Raw genomic sequence first — 20,520 nt, 5'->3', positions numbered from 1 at the left:
TTATTGAGCTTTAAATAAACCACTTCCTTTTATTCCTCCATCCTCAAAGTCAAATTTTCCTCCAATAGCTTTTATAGAACCACTTCCATAAAATGAACCATTTACATTTCCCGTTATACCTTTAGAATTGTGAGTTAAATTAGATGAAGAAAAACCAGAAGAATTTACAGCTCCATTATTAAAGTTGATTTTGTATTCTGAACCTTCATTATATAATAAGTTCATATTCCCTGTAAAAGAATTATTTCCTCCACCAAAATTAAATGTAAAATTTACAGTACTCTGATCGGATATATCGTATAGCGTACTTCCATCATATATGTCTCCATGTATAACATTACCAGTAAATGTTTTACTAGTAGTTAGTCCACCAATTAAGTCAAGTATGATACTCCCTGCAGTTTTTGTTCCTGCAATCCATCCTCCTGCATAGGTTATATTATTTTGAGATGTTCCTTGCCATTCTCCCCATGATAAGTATGTTTCATTTTCATCAGAAAATGTTCCAATACTAGTTCCATTTTTTAATGTGGAATCAAGGACTTTATTGTTGTCAATATTTATTCGAGAAGAGTTACCTATTGTCCCTTGCGTGATAGAAGAATCAAATCCATTTATTCCCATTTCACCATTTTTGAAAGATTCAAATGCATCATTATTATTACTATCTGTAATTATTGTATTTGCATATCCTAAAGTAGTAAAGCCAGATAAGTTAGAATGTTCTTTTTTCTTATATCTCACAGTAGGAAGTTCATATTTAACAGGATCATTATTTGGAGTATTATTTACAACTGTAGGTTTTTCAGGAGAAATATTTTTTTCTTCTTTACTCTCACTATTTTGTGGTGTTGTAGTATTATTAGTATCTGCTAATTGTTCTAATTTATCTAAAGTGTCTTGTTTTAAAGGTTCTGGAGTAGTTGGGGCTTGACCTTGTGGAGTTCTTGTAAACTCTTGTTTGGCTACATCTACAGATATCCCTACTGCTGTAACAGTAATAGCACCATCTGTACAAGCAATTATATTTTGGTCTCCAAGAATAGTAGTTCCTCTAATACCTATAGAAGCACTTTTAGTTTTTAGTTTAAATCTCTCTTTATTTATTTTTCCAATCTTTCCAGTAATAGACTTAAAAGACCCCTTCATAAACCCAAAACTAGCTTTAGAGTCTTTTGGTTTATTCTCATCATAAACATAATCAAAGATATTTAAAGTAGAATTTTGCCCAATAGTAATAATAGTATTATCATTCATGGTAATTTGAGCTTTAGAACCTTTAGTAGAATTTATAACATCATTCTTTTCTAATTTCTCTCCAAGTTTAGCTAGGATAGTATTCGAATCCCTAGAGATTTTAACATCACCAACTAAGGCTGTTATTTGTCCTATACTAGCAAATAAAAAGTTTGCAAGGATAAAAAGTAATAAGAGTATTTTTTTCATGTTAAATCCTTAAAATGTATAAATCAATGAAGATTTAATAACTTGTTTTTTATAATCAAAGGGTGCTTGATTTGATATATTGTTTGTAGCTGTTGCTTTTAAGGCAAAGATTAAGTTTTTTCTTATTGGTCTACTTATTCCAAGTGAGACACTATTTATCTTATCAACTCTTCTTGATAGAAAGTTAACATCCGTATCTCTATAGATTACTTTTTTACTATTTATATTTGTGTTTAGATTAAATTTATATGGTAAAGCTAAACTATTTTCTAAGCCTACTTCAAATGATTCTTTACTTACATCTGTTCTTTGTTCATATATTTCTATTTCTTTACTATATGAAGTATCTAAAGTAAAAAGTCCAAAGTTTTCTGTTTTATATTTTAAGCTATTTGTTAAATCAAATACATAAGCATTTTTTTGTTTATCTTCTTGTTGGTCATAGAGTTTTTTACTTAGTTTAAAAGTAATATCATTTAAAGTTGTTTGAGTAAAGATATGAGAGTTTGAAAGTATTAGATTATAGTTTTTTAAATAGTCTTTGTCATTGTATCTAACATAATCCATTCCTATTCCAGAGCTATATTTATTTGCTCCTTTGTAAAAGGTAGGAGTAGAAGTAAATGATATAACATCAATATTACTATCTTTTTTAGTATCATAATCTTGGGTATAAACTACAAGATTGTTATTTAAAGAAAACTTTTCATTATATCTGTATACATGGTTTATAACAGCAATTGCATCATAATAGTAATCTGATTCTTCTTTTGTATCATTTGATAATTTTAAATCAGTTCCTAATTGGGGTACAAAGACTGAATAATCCCCTGCAGTTGCTGAGTTATTTACATTTGAGTCATAACTTAAATCAAATACTAAAGCTCCACTTATAAAGTGTTTTTGCATAGTTTGTCTTATGAAAGCCAGTCTTGATTCAATACTTTTTTTTACATCTGGTGGAGTATCTGCATTTACTAAAACAGCATTAAAGTCTTTTATTGCTTGAGTATAGTTTTTAAGCATCAAATTACTTTGTGCTATTTCTATTTTTGCTCTTAAATTATTTGGTTGAGCAAAAAGTATTCTCTCATAATAACTTATTGCTATATCATATTTCCCTTGTTCATATTCACATCTTCCAAGATAGAAGTTTAGATTTTGGTTTTCCAAATCATTTTTTGATAGGGAAATAAATATTTCGTAAGCTTTTTCATAAGCTTTTTCATTAAATAGTTTTACTGCTTGCTCATAAGAAGTAACTGCCTTATTAGCTAATAAAAAGGATGTTAATAAAAGTGTTAAGAATAATAGCTTTTTTATCATAATAGAACTTTTTTTAGTAGATTTTATCTATTATATTTTATTTAATCTTTATATTATATTATTGTTTCTTAAGAAAATAATAAGAATATATTAAAAATAATTTAAAGTAATAATTTTATATTATTATTCTGATAAAGACTCTCCTATTGAAAGTTTTAATTTTGCTTTTATAAAAGTAAGGTCAAATTTTGACATAATTACTTCAGCTTCTGCTTTTTGTAAAGATGCTTGGTGTATTAATAAATCTGTCATCTTAATAAGCTTATTTTTATACATATTTTCTGCTTTTTGTAAAATCTCTTCTGCTAAAGATAAAGCTTTTAATTTTTCTGCCAAAGTTTCTTGATTTGATAAATAATTCAAATAATTTTGTTTTATCTCAAGTTTAATAGAGTCTTCAAACTGTGCTTTTTGTATCATCAGTTTATTATATTTAATTCTACTTTGTTCTAGTTTTGATTCTCTTGTCATATCAAATATTTTCATATTTAATTGAACTTTTGCTAAGTAAAAATCTTGTGTTTCATCAAAATTTTTTAATTTATCATTACTATATCCATATTCTATATGTGCATCAATTTTAGGATAATAATCTGATTGTACTATTTTTATATTTTTCTTTGATGATTTTACATTTAAATCAATATATTTAAAATCTTCTCTTTTATTTATAGCTTCTTTTTGAATACTTTTTAAATCAATTTTTGAAATACCTACTTCTTCAAAACTTTTTACATCCGATATATCATCACCTATTAAAAAACTCAAATAAGAAAGAGAAAGAGATACCTTATTTTGTGCTTCTTTTAATCTTACATTTGTATTTAAGTCTTGTACTTGGGCTTCATTTAGATCTATTTTTGTAACTAATCCTTCTTTATGCATTTCCTTTGTAAAATTTACAAAAGAAGTAGTTACTTTTTTTGCTTTTTGAGTAGACTTTAAATACTCTTTTGCTGCAACACAAGCATTATAAGCTCTCAATAATTCTAGTGTTAGAAGTTTCTGATCATATTTATATTTTTTATTTTTTGCTTCAATTTGAAGTTTTGCTATATCTTTTGAATTAGAAATTTTAAAGCCAGTAAATAAAGGAATATCATAAGTTAATTTTGTCTCATAATTTTCTGTAGATTTTGGATAATTTAAATCGTTAGGAGCAACTTTAATAGAATTAGGACCTTCATATGAACTAAATCCAAAATCTCCAAAGGTAGCTTTTCTCGAACTTAGTTTTGAATTAAATGCATAACCTGCATGATTTGTGTTTGTATAAGTCTCTTTAAAATTTAATGCTCCATAATTATTTGCAGATATCTCATCTAATATTGCATGAGATTCTTTAATATCTAATTGTTTTAATTTTAATTCTTTATTATTTTTAAGTAATAAGTTTAAAGCTTCATCAAATGTAACCTCTTTAGAAAATAGAGAAAGTGAGGTGATTAGTAAAGGGATTAAAAGTTTATACATATAAATATTCCTTATTTAAAATAGGGCATTATATCTCCTTTAATATTAAAATAATTTAAAATAAATTATAATATAAGCTTATAATAAAATTACATTATTTTCCCTCCTCTTTATTCCAAATAAAATATAGTTTTTCAATTTCTTCTATCTCTTTTTCTGATGGTTTTCTTCTACAAGAAAGATATCCCTTTGAGCCATTACAACTTATAAAAGGATATACTGTTGCATAAACCCAATAATAGTTTCCATCTTTAGTTGCATTTTTTACATAACCTGTCCAAATATCTCCACTTTGAACTGTTTCCCACAGAGATTTAAAAGCTTTTTTAGGCATTTCTTTATTTCTAACAATATTATGAGGTTGCCCAATAAGTTCATCAAGTGTATATCCTGCAATCTTACAAAAGGTGTCATTTGCAAATCGAATGATACCCTTTTCATCAGTTTCACTCACTAAGAATGCAGATTTATCTAAAACTATTTCTTTTCCAGCTGACATATTTTCTCCTTAATTAAATTTTTTATTTTTTGCATCTTCCACTAAGTCATTTGCCATATTTGAAACTTCACTTGATATATTTTTAATCTTATTTGCTTCACTTGCATTTTCTTGTGTTACACTATCAAGTTTCCCTACTGCATCATTAATTTGCTCGATTCCATTCATTTGCTCTTTTGAAGCATCTGAAACATCTTCTATTATATGAATTGTTTTTGTTATGTGCTCATTTAATTCTTGATAATCAGTAATCATGCCATCTGATATTTTTTTACCTTCAATGGCTTTATTATTTGCATCTTCAACTAGGTTTTTTATCTCACGGGCTGCTTCTGCACTTCGTGAAGCTAAATTTCTCACTTCTTGTGCAACTACTGCAAATCCTTTTCCTGCTTCTCCTGCTGTTGCTGATTCAACTGCTGCATTTAGACTTAAGATATTTGTTTGGAATGCAATTTGATCAATAATATTAATAGCTTCATTGATTGCAGCAACTTTTTCATTTATTTCTTCCATTGCTAAGGCTGTATTTGCTGCATGCTCTTGTCCTTTTGAAACAGACATTTTAACTGTTTTACCTAATTCTGACATTTTTGAAGCATTGCTTGCATTACTTCTAGTGATTGATGTTATTTCTTCTACTGCTGCAGCTGTTTCTTCCAATGAAGCTGCCTGGTCAGTAGCTTTATTTGCTAAGTTCTCCATAGATTTAGTTAGATTATAAGAATTTTTTTCTAGGGCTTGTCCATTTGTTAAGTTAGTTTTTGCACTTTGACTTAATGCATCACCTAGTCCATTAACTCTTGTCATAACTGCAAGCATTTCTTCTTTTAAACTTTCATGTATAATAACTCTATTTCTAAAATCTCCATTTATATATTCATCTAAAGTCTCTTTTACATTTGACATATTCTTTTCAAGAATATTTAACATTTTATTTAATGTATTTTTTAATGTTAATATCATTGGATTTTCAGAATTTCCATGAATTCTACATTTATAAATACCTTGTTCAACTTTGTCTGCTGTTAGTACAACTTCTCCCATAACTCTTATGTCATCTTTTAATTTTTTGTCTATTTCTAGTGCTATTTCATTTAATAATAAATTTAATTCTCCTATTTCATCAGAAGTACTAACTTCACATGGTGTATATTTATTATCAATCATTGTAATAAAATCTAAAAATCTTTTAAAGTTATCTTTAAATAATTCTAATGGTTTTTTAACAATGTTGTTAAATGCAAATATTACTAAAATATAAGAAATAATAACAGTGAGTAGAGTAAATCCTGATACTTTTAATATGATTGCACTTATTTGATCCTTCGTTTGTGTTTTCATTTGTAAAATAGTATTTTCAACATCATCTACATTTGTTCCCGTTCCTATTATCCATCCCCAAGGTTTAAACAATTTGATATAAGAAAACTTTGCAATTGATTCTGAATCATTTGCTTTTTGTAATTCATAGTCTATTCTTCCTTCACCTTTATTTTTAATTATTTTACTCATTTGGTCAAAAACTTTATTATTTACAAAATCAACATCTTTTGTTAAGTTTTTTCCTTCAAGAGCTGAATTAATAGGGTGCATTACCATTTCCATATTTGTATTAGTAATCCAGAAATATCCATTTTTACCATATCTTATATTTCTAATCTTATCTATTATTTTTTTCTTTCCTTCGTCTCCATACTCTTTTTCATATTGAGAAATAAGATTACTAATAACTTCAATTTGTTTTTTTAGTTCTTCTGTTCTCTTTTTATATTCATTGGTTTTAAATTGATTAGCTTGTACTTGGGTTAATGTATTTATTTCATAAATTGCTATTTGAGAAATTATTATTGACATAATAATAATTATAATAGTAATAAGTGCTAGAGTCTTTGTCTTTATTGTTAGATCTTTCATTGTCTCTCCCCTTCGGAACTAAATGTATAGATTAATACAATATTATATTAATTTTATATTATATTAATATAGTGTTAATATTATAATAAAGTTACTTATTATTTATAATCGAACAAAAAAATACTATTATTTATTTATTTAAGATTAAGTTTTTGAGAAGGAGTGTTTTAATTCTATTTAAAGGATTGTGCAAGATTTCCAATAATAAGTTGCCAACCATCAATTATAATGAAAAAGATAACCTTTATAGGTAAGGATATCATTACAGGAGGTAACATCATCATACCTAAACTCATAAGAATAGATGCAACAATAATATCAATAACTAAAAAAGGCAAAAATATTAAGAAACCTATTTCAAAGGCTGTTCTTAGTTCACTTACAATAAATGCAGGCATCAAAAGAGTAAGTGAGACATCATCTATATTTTTAGGATTTTTTTCTTTTTTTATACGATAAAAAAGAGCAATATCTTCTTCTCTTGTATTTTTTATCATAAATTCTTTAAAAGGTTTTACACTTTTAGTAAAAGCTTCTTCATATCCAATTTTTTCTTCCATATAAGGTTTAACACCTTCATTGTAGGATACTTTAGCATATGGTTCCATAATAAATATAGTTAAAATAAGTGCCATAGATATTACGATTTGATTTGGAGGTGCTTGTTGAAGTCCCATTGCTTGTCTTAACAAAGATAATACAATTATAAGTCTTGTAAAACTTGTCACCATTAGTAGCAAAGTGGGAGCCATTGCTAACAGTATAAGAATAATAGCAATATTTATTGTTTTTACAAATTGTGCAGGTTGATCTATTGATGCAATTGAAAGATTTATTACTGGTAAATTATCAGCAGCGAAAAGTGAAATAGAAAATATAAAAAGTGCTAATAAAATTTTCAAATAAGATCCTTAAAAAAGTAAAAAAGAATGATAACTAAAAAAAGTTTAAATTCTAAAGATAATTCAGCAAAAGTATATTATAATGAATTAAATTATTTAAGATAAATTTAATAATTGGATAATAAGGAATGAATTTTGCAAACATACATTATGAAAAGTTTTATAATTTTGGTATTGATAGTTCAATGTTCTTTTTCGAAAGATTTAAAAGATATTCTTGATGATGGATATATAAGAGTTGGAGTCAAATATGATTATAAACCTTTTGGTTTTATAAATAATGATGGTAGGCTAGATGGTTTCGATATTGATTTAATAAAAATTATGATGAATAAACTAGAATTGAGAGTTCAATTTATAGAGGTTAATTCTATCAATAAAGAAAGAATGCTTTTAAATGATAATTTGGATATTCTTTTTGCAGGAATGATAGAAGATAAACAAAGTAATAAAAATATAATTTTTACTAAACCCTATTATTTGGACGAACAAGTTATTTTATTAAATAGTAAGAATAGTGTAAATAGCTTAAAAGAGATGAACAATATGCATGTAGGTTCTTTAAAAGGAACAAATTATTTAAATAATTTGTTAAAGATACAACCAAACGTAATAACAATTAGTTTTTCTCAATATCCACAATTAACGAAAGCTTTGTCTTTTAATAATATTGATGCTGTTACTGCTGGTTCAACATGGGCAAAAGAGCAAGTTGAAAGTCACCAAAATGAATTTAGAATATTAAGTGATGTTATTTGTACAATTAGATACTCAATAGCATTAAAAAAGAATAATGAAAACCTAAAAGAAAAGTTAAATTCATTATTTACTGAAATTACAAAAGATAATACATATGAAAAAATCTATAAGAAGTGGTTTAAATAATAAAAGATAAAATATTTAAAATAAAAATTTAATTAGAATTAATTTACTTTTATATAACCTAATTCTATTAATTTATTATATATCTTAGTTGTAATCTCTCCTGCTGCACTTCCCCCATGTCCCCCATGTTCTACTAATATTGTAACCGCATATTGAGGATTATCAAAAGGACCATAAGTAGTTAACCAAGCATGAGACCTTTTTAAATACTCTAGTTCACTTTCTAATGCTCTTTTTTTCACATCTTGATCTATTCCAATAACTTGAGCCGTTCCCGTTTTTGCAGCAACTTTTATTTTAGGATTTATACCTCTTAAATGCCAATACGCAGTTCCATGTTTATCATTTGCAACTTCATACATGCCTTTTTGAACTAGTTTTAAATTTTCTGGATCTATATCAATTTTCTTAGGTTCAACATAGGCATCTTTATAAAAGTGAGGTGTGGCTAATTTATCAGTTGCCAAAAAAGAAGTATATCTTGCAATTTGCATAGGTGTTACTAATACTGAGCCTTGCCCAATAGATGAAATAAGCGTTTCTCCTGTAAACCAAGCTCTATTGTATTTTTTTCTTTTCCAAGATTCATTTGGATTGATTCCAATAAATTCATACATTTGGTCAACACCTGTTTTTTCTCCAAATCCAAATTTTGCCATTGTTTCACTAATTTTGTTTATACCAACTTTTTGACTAGCTTTGTAGAAAAAATCATCACAACTCTCTCTAATAGCTTTAACAAAATCAACTATTCCATGTCCGTCTTTTTTCCAACATCTAAATTTTCTATTTGCAAATTCATATGTTCCTGTACAATTTACTTTGAAATTTCTACTTATTCCATTTTCTAATAAGCCTAAGGCTACCCCCATCTTCCATACACTTCCAGGAGGATACATCCCATTTGTAATTTTATTTGTAAATGGTTTATTTATATCATTTTGTAAATCATCCCACTCTTTATATGAGATCCCATTTACAAAAACATTATTGTCAAATTCTGGAAAAGAAGCAGCCGCTATTATCTCACCATTATTTACATTCATTACAATTACTGCACCAGCTTTTTGATTAAAAATATCATGAATATATTGTTCTAATTTAATATCAATAGTTGTAGTGATATTATTATCAATTGTTACATCTTTTTCTTCTAATACTTCAAGCTCTTTATTTAGAGCATTTACTTTTACTTTTTTATATCCAAGTTGACCTTGTAAAATATTGTTATAATATTTTTCTAAACCATTTTTACCAATTATTCCACTATATCTAGAAATGGGATTTCCCTCAATATCTTTTCTAGAAGCTTTTCCTACATATCCAATAATATGTGCTGCAACTTTTTTAAATGGGTAATTTCTTTTTACTGCTGATTCTACTTTTAAATTATCTAATGAGTTAAAAACAGTATATTTATCAAAGAATTTGTCATAAGCTATATAATCAATAATTTTAACAAAATCATGTTTATAAGGTGAATCTAATTTATTGTATTTTTTAATTAATTTATCTTTCTCGAAGTCTGGGAAATGTGCAACTATAGTATTAACTAACTCTTCTAAAATATGTTTATTTTTATATGAACGCAAGTGTGGTTTAATACTTAAAGAAAACCCAAGTTCATTGATTGCCAAAGCAATACCATTTCTATCTTTTATCAGTCCTCTTGAAGGTGCTTGAAACACTTTTTTGATGTAGTTTTGTTTTGATAATTGTTCATAATATGTATTTGATTTTATACTTAAATAATATAATCTATATACTAAAAGTAAGCATACAACACCAATAAAGATAAGAATTAAATTGAGCCGTTTTTTCATAAAAATAGTCCGTAAATTAAGAAATCAATTACAATATTTAATATAACATATCTAACTAAGTTAAAATTTAAATCATTGGAAAAAACCCAAACTAAAAGAACACCTATATAAAAAGTTAATATATAAATATAATTATTTAGATTATGTAATGAAATAACTCTATTTAAACTGGGTAATATAAAAGTATATATAAATAAAGATAGAAAGGTAAAAGAAAAAGGTAAAAAGCCATTATTATATTCTATAAATAAAAAGATTATTATCAAATATGTTAAAGAGTAATAATATTGGTATTTAATAGATTTCAAAAAAGCTAAAAAAATTATACCTGCCATTAAAATTGGGAAAAAGTGTACTGATGAAATAATATTAACAAATACTGTAATAAGTCCTAAAAAGAATATAAAGTAAGGATTGTGTAAAAGTATATTTTTCATTAATTAGCAGTCTTAGTATATTTTTTGCTGATTATATTATAAATAGTCTTATACTAGGATATCATTAAGTTTTATTTTGCTTTGATAAGTCATAAATAAAAGCAAAAACTTCTGCAACTGCTTTATATAAGTTATTTGGAATTTGTTGATTTACATCTAGTTTTGTTAAAAGTTCAACTAAATCTTCATCTTTTTTTATTGGGATATTATTCTCTTTTGCTATTTTTATAATATTAGATGCAAGTTCACCACTTCCTTTTGCTACAACTTTGGGTGCAGTATCATCTTGTATATTATACTTTAAAGCTGCAACTTTTAATATTTTCTTTTCTTCATCCATCTTATACCTTGATATTTACACCAAAATCAAAATCGTCATTTTGTTTATAAAAATTTTGCTTTGTATCTTCTTTTAATGTATGTATATTTAGCCCAATCACACTTATCCCTGTACCATTTAACTCTCTTCTCAAACTTGTCGCTTTTTGTCTTATTAATTGTTTGGTGTCTTCTTTTTCTACAAAAACTGAAATATCTAACTTGTCATCTTCATATAAATAAAGATGTAAATTTATTTTTCCTAAGTCTTTTAGTGTCAAATCAATCAAACAGTAAAACTTTTCATCATCGGCTTTTTTTATATCAATCGAACCATCTTCAAGTAAGTCCCATAAAAAAGGTATATATACGTTGTTTGATGAATTTGCTATTGAATAAAGTTGATGGTAATCAATTTGGGTCAAAAGTTTATCAACATGTTTTAATATCTCTTTTGGATCAGCATCTTTAGAAATATGAGATTTTATGTCATCAATATCTTTAGCTTGGTTTTGAATTTGATTTTGAAGTTGCTCTTGTACTTTTGATAAAACTGTTTTTATGTCATTAAAAATAGGGGAGTCTGTTCTTATTGAAAAAGTATTTGAAGGAAGAGCTGTTTTTGCATCTAAGCTTGTGGTAATTTTTACAGCTGCATCTTTTGGGTTTTGCAGGTCTATTTTTTTTATATCAGTTAATATTCTATCAATTTGTTTTAAAGTATCTTTGACATTGAGATTTTCTTTGTTTAAGTTTTGAGCTTGTGGTTTGGCTTCTTCTTTTAGTTGTACTTTCATTTGTAGAAGCTGAGAAGTACTTTGAACAGTACTTTTTATTTGTTGCTCTTTTCCTTGGGGCGAAGTTTCTACTTGTTTTGAAGGATTATCAACTGCACTTTGTGTTTTTTCATTAGAAACTTGCCCTTGAAGTTGAGTTTGAACCTTAGTTAAGATATTTTTGATGTCAGTTAATAAAGGAGAATCACTTTTAATACTTTGAGCACTTGTTGTTGTAGTAGTTGTAGTTGTTTGTTGACTTACTTGCTGTGTTGGTTTTGATTCATTAGTTATATTAGGTTTGGCAACTTGTTCTTTTATATTAGGAGTTTCAAGATTTTTTATCTGAATTAAAAGTTTGTCTATTTGTTTAAGTGTTTGGGGAATATTGATATTTTCTTTACTAATACTTTGTGTAATAGTCTGATTATTATTTTGTGGTGTAGTTTCTACTTTGCTTTGATTAGAGACTTGCCCTTGAAGTTGAGATTGAACTTTAGTTAAGATATTTTTGATGTCAGTTAATAAAGGAGAATCACTTCTAATACTTTGAGCACTTGTTGTAGTAGTTGTAGTTGTTGGTTGACTTACTTGCTGTGTTGGTTTTGATTCATTAGGTATATTAGGTTTGGCAACTTGTTCTTTTATATTAGGAGTTTCAAGATTTTTTATCTGTATTAAAAGTTTGTCTATTTGTTTAAGTGTTTCAGGAATATTGATATTTTCTTTACTTACACTTTGCGTAATAGCTTGATTATTGTTTTGTGGTGTGGTTTCTACTTTTTGATTAGAGACTTGCCCTTGAAGTTGAGATTGAACCTTAGTTAAGATATTTTTGATGTCATTTAATAAAGGAGAATCACTTTTTATACTTTGATTAGTTGTAGTTGATTGATTGCTAACTTGCTCTTTTGTACTTGGATTTTCAAGATTTTTGAGTTGAGTTAAAAGTTTGTCTATTTGTTTTAGTGTTTCAGGAATATTGATATTTTCTTTACTTAAACTTTGAGTAATAGCTTGATTACTATTTTGTGGTGTGGTTTCTACTTTTTGATTAGAAACTTGTGTTTTACTTTGAGTGCTAACTTGGGCTTCTAGTTGGGCTTTTGTTTTAAGTAAAACAGCTTTCATATCATTTAATAGACTATTTTCATTTTTACTGTTTGGATTAGTTGCTTGATTTAAAAGTTTTGATTCTAAAAATATACCACTTTTTTGTATTTGTTCTTTTACTTCTTTTGAGGTGGTTTGTTCAGGTGTGATTGAAAACTTTTGTAAAAATGTTTTTAATTGCTCACTACTTTTATCATCAGGTAGAGCTTTTACAAGTGATTGTAAATTTGAAGTGAAGGAACCTAAATCTTTATTTAAATTTGAATTTTTTAGTAAGTTTAATATGGTCTCATTTGATTTTGAATTATTTTGGATATTACTAAAAAGACTTTTTAAAAGAGTCGAAACATTTAAGTCTTTATTTTGACTAGTTATTAAAGTTTTAACATCAGCTTCTTTCAAAACCTCTTTTAAGACTTTGTTTGTACTATTTGCTACTAGTATATTAAGTTGTGTATTTGTAGAGACTAACATACTACAAAGTATATCATAAAATTAAATCATAAATCTTTTTTGGTATAATAAAGTAAAAATAATAATAGGAGAGATACCATGGACGAAATAACTATTTGGCACAATCCTAGATGCTCAAAATCAAGGGATGCTTTAAATTTTTTACAAGAGAAGAAAATAGCTTTAGGTGTTATTAAATATTTAGATGCAAAACTAACAAAAGAAGATATGAAAGAAGTTCTTCAAATGCTAGGTATGAGTGCTAGAGAATTAATGAGAACAAAAGAAGATATTTATAAAGAAATGAATTTAAAAGATGAAAATGATGAAGAAAAGTTAATCGATGCAATGATAAATAATCCTAAACTAATTGAAAGACCAATTATTATAAAAGATGGGAGTGCTGTTATTGCAAGACCTTTAGAAAAAATAAATGAATTGTTTTAATGATACACGACAAACAACTAAGAATAAGATATATAAGAGTTTTAGAAAAATTTTTTACAAGAACTGTTTCCCTACTAAAACTAGAAGATTTTGATTTTGAGATTTTTAAACAAAGAACATTAAAAAATTTTGAAGATACTAAAAGGGTAAAAAAAGTGGAATTGACTTCTGCTTATTTACTTAATTTAAAAAAATTTATAGATTTGACACTTTTATATTTGGAAAATCATAGCGATGATTTTGAAGAAGAGAGAAATAGACTTTTAAAAGAGGCAAATTTACTTCAAAAAGATAAAAATCAAAATGCTTATAAAAAAGACAAACATAAACATAAAAAATTTGATGATGGATATTAATGCAGGATGAAAATAAAAGTTTTAAACTTTCAGGAATATTAAAAAAAGTACTATTTTCGAACAAAGATACTGGATTTTGTATAGCAGTATTGGATAATGACCAAAAAATATGTGGTACATATTTTGATACTGATATTGAAAAAATTGTTGGTGAAAATATAGTTTTAAATGGGAATTGGGTAACTCACAAAAAATATGGAATCCAATTTGCTTTTGATACATTAGAGTTAAAAGAGCAAGAACTTTATTTCTTTTTGACAAAAATAGTAAAAGGAATAGGGCGAAAGACAGCTTTAGAATTACTAGAAAAGTATTCAGAAGAAGAACTAGTAGAAGTCTTAAACAATAAACCAGAAGAACTTTTAAATTTCAAAGGTATAAGAGAAAAAAAACTAATAACTATTAAATCATCATGGCAAAAGTTTAAGCATTTAAGAGAACTTGGTTCTTTTTTATCGAAGTTTGAAGTTACTTCAAATCTTATTACAAAAATTTACTCAGAGTTTAGTGAAGTTGAGAATTTAATTGAAGTTATTAAAGAAAACCCCTATGTTTTGATTCGTATAAAAGGTATAGGATTTAAAAGAGCTGATGAAATAGCAAAAGCCTTAGGCATAGATGAAAAGTCTGATTTTAGAATTATGGCTTGTTTGAATTATACTTTAAGAGAGTATTGTGATAATAATGGAAACTCTTCAATAGATAAGTATCATCTTTTTAGATTATTAGATGAAGCTTTGAGATTCCAAAATGAAGAGATGTTATATGAAAATGCAATAGCAAAAATGGAACTTGATGAAGATATTTATAAAACAAAAGAGAATAGATATGCTCCATCTATGTTATATTTTGCAGAAAAAAGGGTTTTAGAGTTTTTTAAAGCTAGAGAAAATGATATGTATTTGAAAAAAATAGTTTCAAATATAACTGAATATTTAGATAAAAAAGAGAAAACTTTAGGTTTTACTTTAAGTCCAGAGCAAAGAAAAGCAGTAGAACTTATAAATGAAGGTCATAAAACACTATTTTTAATAGGTTATGCAGGAACAGGGAAATCAACATCAAGTAGGGCAATTCTTGAACTTCTTCAAGAAATAAACTCTTATGATGATATTATTGCTATTGCTTTAAGTGGTATTGCCTCTCAAAGAATAGCAGATACTACAGGCTATAATAGCTCAACTATACAATCTCTTTTTGTAAAACATAAAGAAAATGAACATTTTCCCTATAAAGTAATATTATTAGATGAAGCTTCAATGGTAAATTCTGTTATGTTTTATCAAATCATTTCAAAAATTGGTCAAGACACTATTTTTATAATAGTAGGTGATGATGGGCAGTTACCAGCTATTGGTGCTGGAAATATATTAAGTGATTCTATAAAATATGAACTAGCTCCAATTTGTAAACTTACAAAAATATATAGACAAAATGAAAATCAAGCAATTGCAGTTATTGCAAATGAAATTAGACAGGGAAATGTACCAGAGTATAATGGTAATTATGAAGATTTCAAATTTATGGATGTATCTATATCAAATTATTATGCATCTAAAAACTCTTTAGGCCAAGGTGAATTCTCAAATCTAAGGGGACAAAATTCTGAGCAGATATTAAGTATGATATTAAATATATCAAGTGCTTATATTAAAGAATTTTACAAACTAATTAAAGGTAAAGATATATCAAAAGCGCTTATTCTTTTTCAAATAATTACCCCTATGAAAGGTGGTATGTTAGGAGCTGAGAATCTAAACATACAATTGCAAAAAGTATTTAATAGCTCAAGGGAAGAGTCAAAACAAACTAAACTTTATGAATATAAACTAAGTGATAAAGTAATTCATATAAAAAACGAAAATATGAGAGCTCAAACTATGCAAATGTATAGAACGGGTTCTAGTGATTATTTAGAAAGAAGAGTTTTTAATGGACAATTGGGTCTTATAATTAAACTTGATTTTGAAGAGAGTAAATGTATCGTCTTATATCCAAATGATGATATGGTAGTATTTTATGACTTTGATGACTTAGATTCACTTTTATCCCTTGCATATTGTTTGACTATTCATAAAACACAAGGTATGGAGTATGATAATGCTCTTATTCCTATGAGTTTTTCTCACTATATTATGCATAATACAAAACTTTTATATACAGCAATTACAAGGGCTAAAAGTATGTGTTATATCGTAGGAGAAGAAGATGCATTTAAAGGTGCTTGTAAAAGAATAGAGACTACAAAACGAGAATCTGTGATAAATGACCTATTAAGCTAAGTAGTTTAACATTTTCAAAAGCTACATTTGAGTAATATAACTAAAATTTTATCGAGGATTTTAATAGAATGTTAACTTGGATGCAAAGACATAAGAAGTGGTTAGTAATTACAATTTGGATAAGTGTGATAGCGTTTGTAGGCGCTGGTTTCGTTGGTTGGGGAAGTTATCAATATGGAAGTTCTTCTGGTTCTGTAGCTGTTGTAGGTGATAGAAAGATAAGTGTTGATGAGTATCAAAGAGAATATTCTTCTTTGTATAGACAGTATTCTCAAGTTTATGGAAATAAATTCAATCAAGAGATGGCCAAAAAAATTGGACTTCCTGATGCTGCTTTAAGTTTAACTATTCAAAAAAATCTTATTTTATCTTATGCTGATGATTTGGGTTTACTTGTAACTGATAAAGATATTGCAAAAGAGTTAGTTCAAATGCCTTCATTTATAAAAGATGGAAAATTTGATAAAGAACTTTATGTAAAAGTTTTATCTCAAAATGGTACTACACCTGTTGCTTATGAAAAATCTTTAAAAAGAGATTTACTTTTACAAAAAGTTGAATCATTATTAGACTTTACTCCAACAACTAATGAAGTAAATAATTTAGCAAAACTATTATTTGCACAAGATGATGTATCTATTAAAATATTAGATCCAAAATCAATTAAAATTGATCTTACTGATGAAAAGTTAAAAGAGTATTGGACAATAAATAAAATAAAATATTTATCAACAGACTCTTATGATTTAGAAATTTCTAAATTACCATTAAAAATTATTACTCCAAGTGAAGATGAATTAAAAGAGCATTATGCTAAATTTAAAACGGATTATAAAAAAGAAGATGGCAAACTAAAAACTTTTGATGAAGCAAAAGATGATATGATAAAAGTAATTAGTTTAAAAGAATCAAAAAAAGATGCTTTAAAAAAATACTTAGCTCTTAAAAAAGATGAAATCAAATTTGATGAAACTAAAACAATTTATGAAGATAAATTGCCTTTTTCTGCTGAAAATATAAATGAAATCAAAACTTCAAAACTAGGTATTGTTTTAAAACCTTTTGAAGATAAAGATGGTTTTACAATAGTAAAAGTAATTAAGAAAAATGATCCAAAACCTCTTTCTTACGAATTATCAAAAGATATGGTAAAAGCTGATTATTTAGATATCAAAAGAAGTGAAGAGATGAAAGTTTTAGTAACAAATGAATTAAAAAACTTTACAGGTGAAGACTTAGGATTTGTTAATAGAGCATCAATTAATAAAATCAAAGGTTTAAATAGTAATGAAGCTTATACTTTTTTAAATAAACTTTTTACAACTTCTGAAAAAGAAGGAAAAATTGAAGTAGGTGGTAAAGTAGTAGTTTACAAAGTAAATTCAAGTAAACTAGCTGATAATATAACAAAAGAAGAAAACTCATCTGTAAATGATATTTTATCAAAATTAGAAAGAACAGAGTTAATGAATAATTTGATAAATAATCTTAAAAGTAAATATGAAGTTATCTCTTCTTCAGATTCAAAGGAGTAGAAATTGGGTAGCACTCTTCTCGCAATAGATATTGGATCTACTGATGTTACGGCAATTATTGCTAAAAATGATTTAGATTATAAAATTAATATCTTAGGTACAGGAATTGAAGCGAGTGATGGAATAAATAAGGGGCTTATTACAAATATTGAGTTAGCTTCAAAGTCTATACAAAATGCTGTACTAAAAGCAAGAAGAAGTACCTCTGAGCCTATTGAGTCAACAGTAGTTGCAATATCTGGTTCTTATACTAAAGGAATAAGAAGTATGGGAAGTGTAAATGTTCCAAATGGAATAATCACTGAACATGAGATAAATCAAGTTATGCAAATGGCTTTATATAATGCTACTATTGTGCCTGAATATGAAGTGGTACATGTTCTCCCAATATTTTTTAAAGTAGATGATTCAGCAGATGTTGATAATCCATTAAATATGAATGGAGCAAGACTTGAAGTATCAGTTTATATTGTAACTGCAAAAAGAACTGCTTTAACTAATCTAAAATCAGCTTTCAAAGAATCGAATATAGAAATTACTAATTTTGTTTTAAATGGATATGCAACTGCAATTTCAGTTTTAGATGAACAACAAAATAAATTTGGAAGTTTAGTAATAAATATTGGAAGTACAACTACAGAATTTGTCTGTTATAAAGGTAGTTCTATTTTATATACTGATTTTATACCAGTTGGTTCAAATCATATAACAAATGACTTATCAGTGATGCTTCATACTCCCCATAATGCAGCAGAGCTGATAAAAATAAAATATGGAAGTTTACTTTCAAATAATAGTGAAGATGATCAATTAGCTATTAAAAAGATAAAAATCCCAAGAATTGGGGATGAACAAGTAACTGAAGAAATATCATTGGTTGATATTAGAAATATAATTCATGCAAGAGTTGAAGAGACTCTAATCCTTGTAAAACAAAAATTAAGTAGAAGTGGAATTGCTGATAATTTAGATGCAGGAATTGTTATAACAGGTGGTATGAGTAAATTAAAAGGCATTAGAGAATTAGCAACTTTAGTTTTTGAAAACCAACCTGTAAAAGTAGCAAATCCAAAAAATATCAAAAATGGATATATGAATTTTGATGATTCAACTATGGCTACAATTGTAGGACTTCTTTTTTATTCTTTAGATAAAAATAGAAATTTTGAGTTAGACTCAAATAAAAAACTTAGAAGAAAAATAATAGAGAAAAAAGCTATTCCTAAAGAAGAAGCAAGAGAGATACAAAGAGATGTTAGACAGACTGAAAACAAGTCAAATGTAGATATTAAACTTAAAACTGAAGATCCTACTCAATTACCTAAAATATCGAAAACAAACAAAGGTAAAGGTATGGCAAGATTTTGGAATAAAGTTTCGGAGTGGTTTTAATGGATAATGGATTATTTAGAGTGGACGATATAACAGTAGAAATGCCAAACAAAACTTTGTCAGATAATGTAGCTAAAATAACAGTTGTTGGAGTTGGTGGTGGTGGCTGTAACATGGTCAATCACATGATTCAAGAGGGTACTCGAAGAATCGACTTAATCTCAGCTAATACAGATTTGCAAGTTTTAAATATCTCAAGAGCCCCTAAAAAAATACAATTAGGTGCAAAGCTAACTAAAGGTCTAGGTGCTGGAATGAAACCAGAAGTTGGTAGAGATTCAGCAATTGAAAGTTATGAAGAGATAAAAAGTACTTTGACTGGTGCTGATATTGTTTTTATAGCAGCTGGGCTTGGTGGAGGTACGGGAACAGGAGCTGCTGCTATTATTGCAAAAGCTGCTAAAGAAATAGGTGCATTAACTGTTTCTGTTGTAACTAAGCCTTTTACTTGGGAAGGTAAAAAAAGAGCAGGATTGGCAAATCTTGGTCTTGAAGAGATAAAAAAAGTAAGTGATTCTATAATTGTAGTACCAAATGATAGACTTCTTGATATCGTTGATAAAGATATCGGCATGAAAGATGCTTTTAAAATCATTGATAATATTTTATACCAAGCAGTAAATGGTATGAGTGAAGTTATTTTAAACCCAGGGAATAGCGATATTAATACTGACTTTGCTGATGTAAGAACAATCATGCAACATAAAGGTATGGCACTTATGGGAATAGGGCGAGCAAAAGGTGAAGATGCTGCTATTAAAGCTTTAGATGCTGCTACAAACTCTCCTTTACTTGATAAAATGTCATTAAGTGGTGCAAAAGGTATCTTAATCCACTTTAATATTCATCCTCAAATTTCTATGTTTGCTATTAATAATGTTATGGAAAAAATACATGAAACTATTGATTCAAATGCGGAGATTATTTTTGGTACAACTTCAGATGATTCTTTACAAAAAGATGAAGTAAAAATTACTATAGTTGCTACTGGATTTGAGTCTAAACCAGAGCCCAAAAAACAAGAAACTACTCCTTCTGATGGTGCTAAACAAAATATAATTACAGACAAAGATAACTATTTAGATGTGCCACCATTAATGAGAGACTACGTAGTTCAATATCACTTATCAGAGTAGAAAA

The 20,520-nt window shown here is 27.0% G+C and carries 15 protein-coding genes and 1 pseudogene; 7 read left to right on the top strand and 9 right to left on the bottom strand.

Translation table 11 applies throughout. The features are described from left to right. From CRU95_RS10405 to fliP, 6 genes and pseudogenes are all read right to left on the bottom strand, one after another. Positions 1–1,446: a FecR family protein gene (locus CRU95_RS10405; RefSeq protein WP_129101070.1), complete on the bottom strand. Its 1,446-nt coding sequence runs from the start codon at positions 1,444–1,446 to the stop codon at positions 1–3. Positions 1,447–1,455: 9 nt separating this feature from the next. Further along, the gene (locus CRU95_RS10400; protein ID WP_129101069.1) at positions 1,456–2,772 is read right to left on the bottom strand and encodes a lipopolysaccharide assembly protein LapB; all 1,317 of its coding nucleotides are present in this window, start codon (positions 2,770–2,772) and stop codon (positions 1,456–1,458) included. 123 nt (positions 2,773–2,895) lie between these two features. Beyond that, a complete protein-coding gene (locus tag CRU95_RS10395; protein ID WP_129101068.1) occupies positions 2,896–4,245 on the bottom strand; it encodes a TolC family protein in 1,350 nt (449 codons plus the stop codon). A 94-nt stretch (positions 4,246–4,339) separates the two neighbouring features. Further along, positions 4,340–4,744, bottom strand: coding sequence for a PAS domain-containing protein (locus CRU95_RS10390; RefSeq protein WP_129101067.1), 405 nt, complete (start codon positions 4,742–4,744; stop codon positions 4,340–4,342). Positions 4,745–4,753: 9 nt separating this feature from the next. After that, a pseudogene (locus CRU95_RS10385) lies at positions 4,754–6,529 on the bottom strand (methyl-accepting chemotaxis protein); the annotation flags it as partial. Positions 6,530–6,834: 305 nt separating this feature from the next. Beyond that, positions 6,835–7,563, bottom strand: a complete 729-nt coding sequence (gene fliP, locus CRU95_RS10380) for a flagellar type III secretion system pore protein FliP (RefSeq protein WP_129101065.1) — start codon at positions 7,561–7,563, stop codon at positions 6,835–6,837. A 135-nt stretch (positions 7,564–7,698) separates the two neighbouring features. Here fliP and CRU95_RS10375 point away from each other — a divergent pair, with 135 nt between their 5' ends. After that, positions 7,699–8,448 carry an ABC transporter substrate-binding protein gene (locus tag CRU95_RS10375; RefSeq protein ID WP_129101064.1) on the top strand — a complete coding sequence of 250 codons (750 nt, stop codon included), beginning with the start codon at positions 7,699–7,701 and terminating at the stop codon, positions 8,446–8,448. Between the two features lie 38 nt (positions 8,449–8,486). Here CRU95_RS10375 and mrdA read toward each other — a convergent pair whose 3' ends face one another. From mrdA to CRU95_RS10360, 3 genes are all read right to left on the bottom strand, one after another. After that, positions 8,487–10,271, bottom strand: a complete 1,785-nt coding sequence (mrdA, locus tag CRU95_RS10370; RefSeq protein WP_129101063.1) for a penicillin-binding protein 2 — start codon at positions 10,269–10,271, stop codon at positions 8,487–8,489. Between the two features lie 501 nt (positions 10,272–10,772). Next, positions 10,773–11,048, bottom strand: coding sequence for an EscU/YscU/HrcU family type III secretion system export apparatus switch protein (locus tag CRU95_RS10365; protein ID WP_129101062.1), 276 nt, complete (start codon positions 11,046–11,048; stop codon positions 10,773–10,775). A gap of 1 nt (position 11,049) precedes the next feature. Further along, on the bottom strand, positions 11,050–13,389 hold the full coding sequence (locus CRU95_RS10360; RefSeq protein ID WP_129101061.1) for a flagellar hook-length control protein FliK: 2,340 nt from the start codon (positions 13,387–13,389) through the stop codon (positions 11,050–11,052). Between the two features lie 78 nt (positions 13,390–13,467). Between CRU95_RS10360 and arsC the strand changes: the two genes are divergently transcribed. The 6 genes from arsC to ftsZ all read left to right on the top strand — a co-directional run bounded on the left by arsC (position 13,468) and on the right by ftsZ (position 20,516). Then, a complete protein-coding gene (gene arsC, locus CRU95_RS10355) occupies positions 13,468–13,815 on the top strand; it encodes an arsenate reductase (glutaredoxin) (protein ID WP_129101060.1) in 348 nt (115 codons plus the stop codon). Further along, complete coding sequence (locus CRU95_RS10350; RefSeq protein WP_258238681.1) at positions 13,815–14,171, top strand: hypothetical protein; 357 nt, start codon at positions 13,815–13,817, stop codon at positions 14,169–14,171. The genes arsC and CRU95_RS10350 overlap by 1 nt, the downstream gene beginning before the upstream one ends. After that, positions 14,171–16,453, top strand: a complete 2,283-nt coding sequence (locus CRU95_RS10345; protein ID WP_129101058.1) for an AAA family ATPase — start codon at positions 14,171–14,173, stop codon at positions 16,451–16,453. The genes CRU95_RS10350 and CRU95_RS10345 overlap by 1 nt, the downstream gene beginning before the upstream one ends. Positions 16,454–16,521: 68 nt before the next feature. Beyond that, entirely contained in the window at positions 16,522–17,988 is a 1,467-nt protein-coding gene (locus CRU95_RS10340) for a peptidylprolyl isomerase (RefSeq protein ID WP_129101057.1), read from the top strand. A gap of 3 nt (positions 17,989–17,991) precedes the next feature. Beyond that, positions 17,992–19,380: a cell division protein FtsA gene (ftsA, locus tag CRU95_RS10335; RefSeq protein ID WP_129101056.1), complete on the top strand. Its 1,389-nt coding sequence runs from the start codon at positions 17,992–17,994 to the stop codon at positions 19,378–19,380. Then, entirely contained in the window at positions 19,380–20,516 is a 1,137-nt protein-coding gene (gene ftsZ / locus CRU95_RS10330; protein ID WP_129101055.1) for a cell division protein FtsZ, read from the top strand. Before ftsA ends, ftsZ begins: the two co-directional genes overlap by 1 nt. The last annotated feature ends 4 nt before the right edge of the window (positions 20,517–20,520 follow it).

It is taken from the genome of Arcobacter sp. F2176 (assembly GCF_004116465.1).
Classification (GTDB): Bacteria; Campylobacterota; Campylobacteria; order Campylobacterales; family Arcobacteraceae; genus Arcobacter; species Arcobacter siniprincipis.
Note: the sequence above shows the minus strand (reverse complement) of the source record. Positions and strands in the feature narration are given on the sequence as shown.

Excerpts from the sequence above, each read along its gene's own strand:
- CRU95_RS10405 (WP_129101070.1), bottom strand. The coding sequence starts at position 1,446 with ATGAAAAAAATACTCTTATTACTTTTTATCCTTGCAAACTTTTTATTT.
- CRU95_RS10400 (WP_129101069.1), bottom strand. The coding sequence starts at position 2,772 with ATGATAAAAAAGCTATTATTCTTAACACTTTTATTAACATCCTTTTTA.
- CRU95_RS10395 (WP_129101068.1), bottom strand. The coding sequence starts at position 4,245 with ATGTATAAACTTTTAATCCCTTTACTAATCACCTCACTTTCTCTATTT.
- CRU95_RS10390 (WP_129101067.1), bottom strand. The coding sequence starts at position 4,744 with ATGTCAGCTGGAAAAGAAATAGTTTTAGATAAATCTGCATTCTTAGTG.
- mrdA (WP_129101063.1), bottom strand. The coding sequence starts at position 10,271 with ATGAAAAAACGGCTCAATTTAATTCTTATCTTTATTGGTGTTGTATGC.
- CRU95_RS10365 (WP_129101062.1), bottom strand. The coding sequence starts at position 11,048 with ATGGATGAAGAAAAGAAAATATTAAAAGTTGCAGCTTTAAAGTATAAT.
- CRU95_RS10360 (WP_129101061.1), bottom strand. The coding sequence starts at position 13,389 with ATGTTAGTCTCTACAAATACACAACTTAATATACTAGTAGCAAATAGT.
- arsC (WP_129101060.1), top strand. The coding sequence starts at position 13,468 with ATGGACGAAATAACTATTTGGCACAATCCTAGATGCTCAAAATCAAGG.
- CRU95_RS10350 (WP_258238681.1), top strand. The coding sequence starts at position 13,815 with ATGATACACGACAAACAACTAAGAATAAGATATATAAGAGTTTTAGAA.
- CRU95_RS10345 (WP_129101058.1), top strand. The coding sequence starts at position 14,171 with ATGCAGGATGAAAATAAAAGTTTTAAACTTTCAGGAATATTAAAAAAA.
- CRU95_RS10340 (WP_129101057.1), top strand. The coding sequence starts at position 16,522 with ATGTTAACTTGGATGCAAAGACATAAGAAGTGGTTAGTAATTACAATT.
- ftsZ (WP_129101055.1), top strand. The coding sequence starts at position 19,380 with ATGGATAATGGATTATTTAGAGTGGACGATATAACAGTAGAAATGCCA.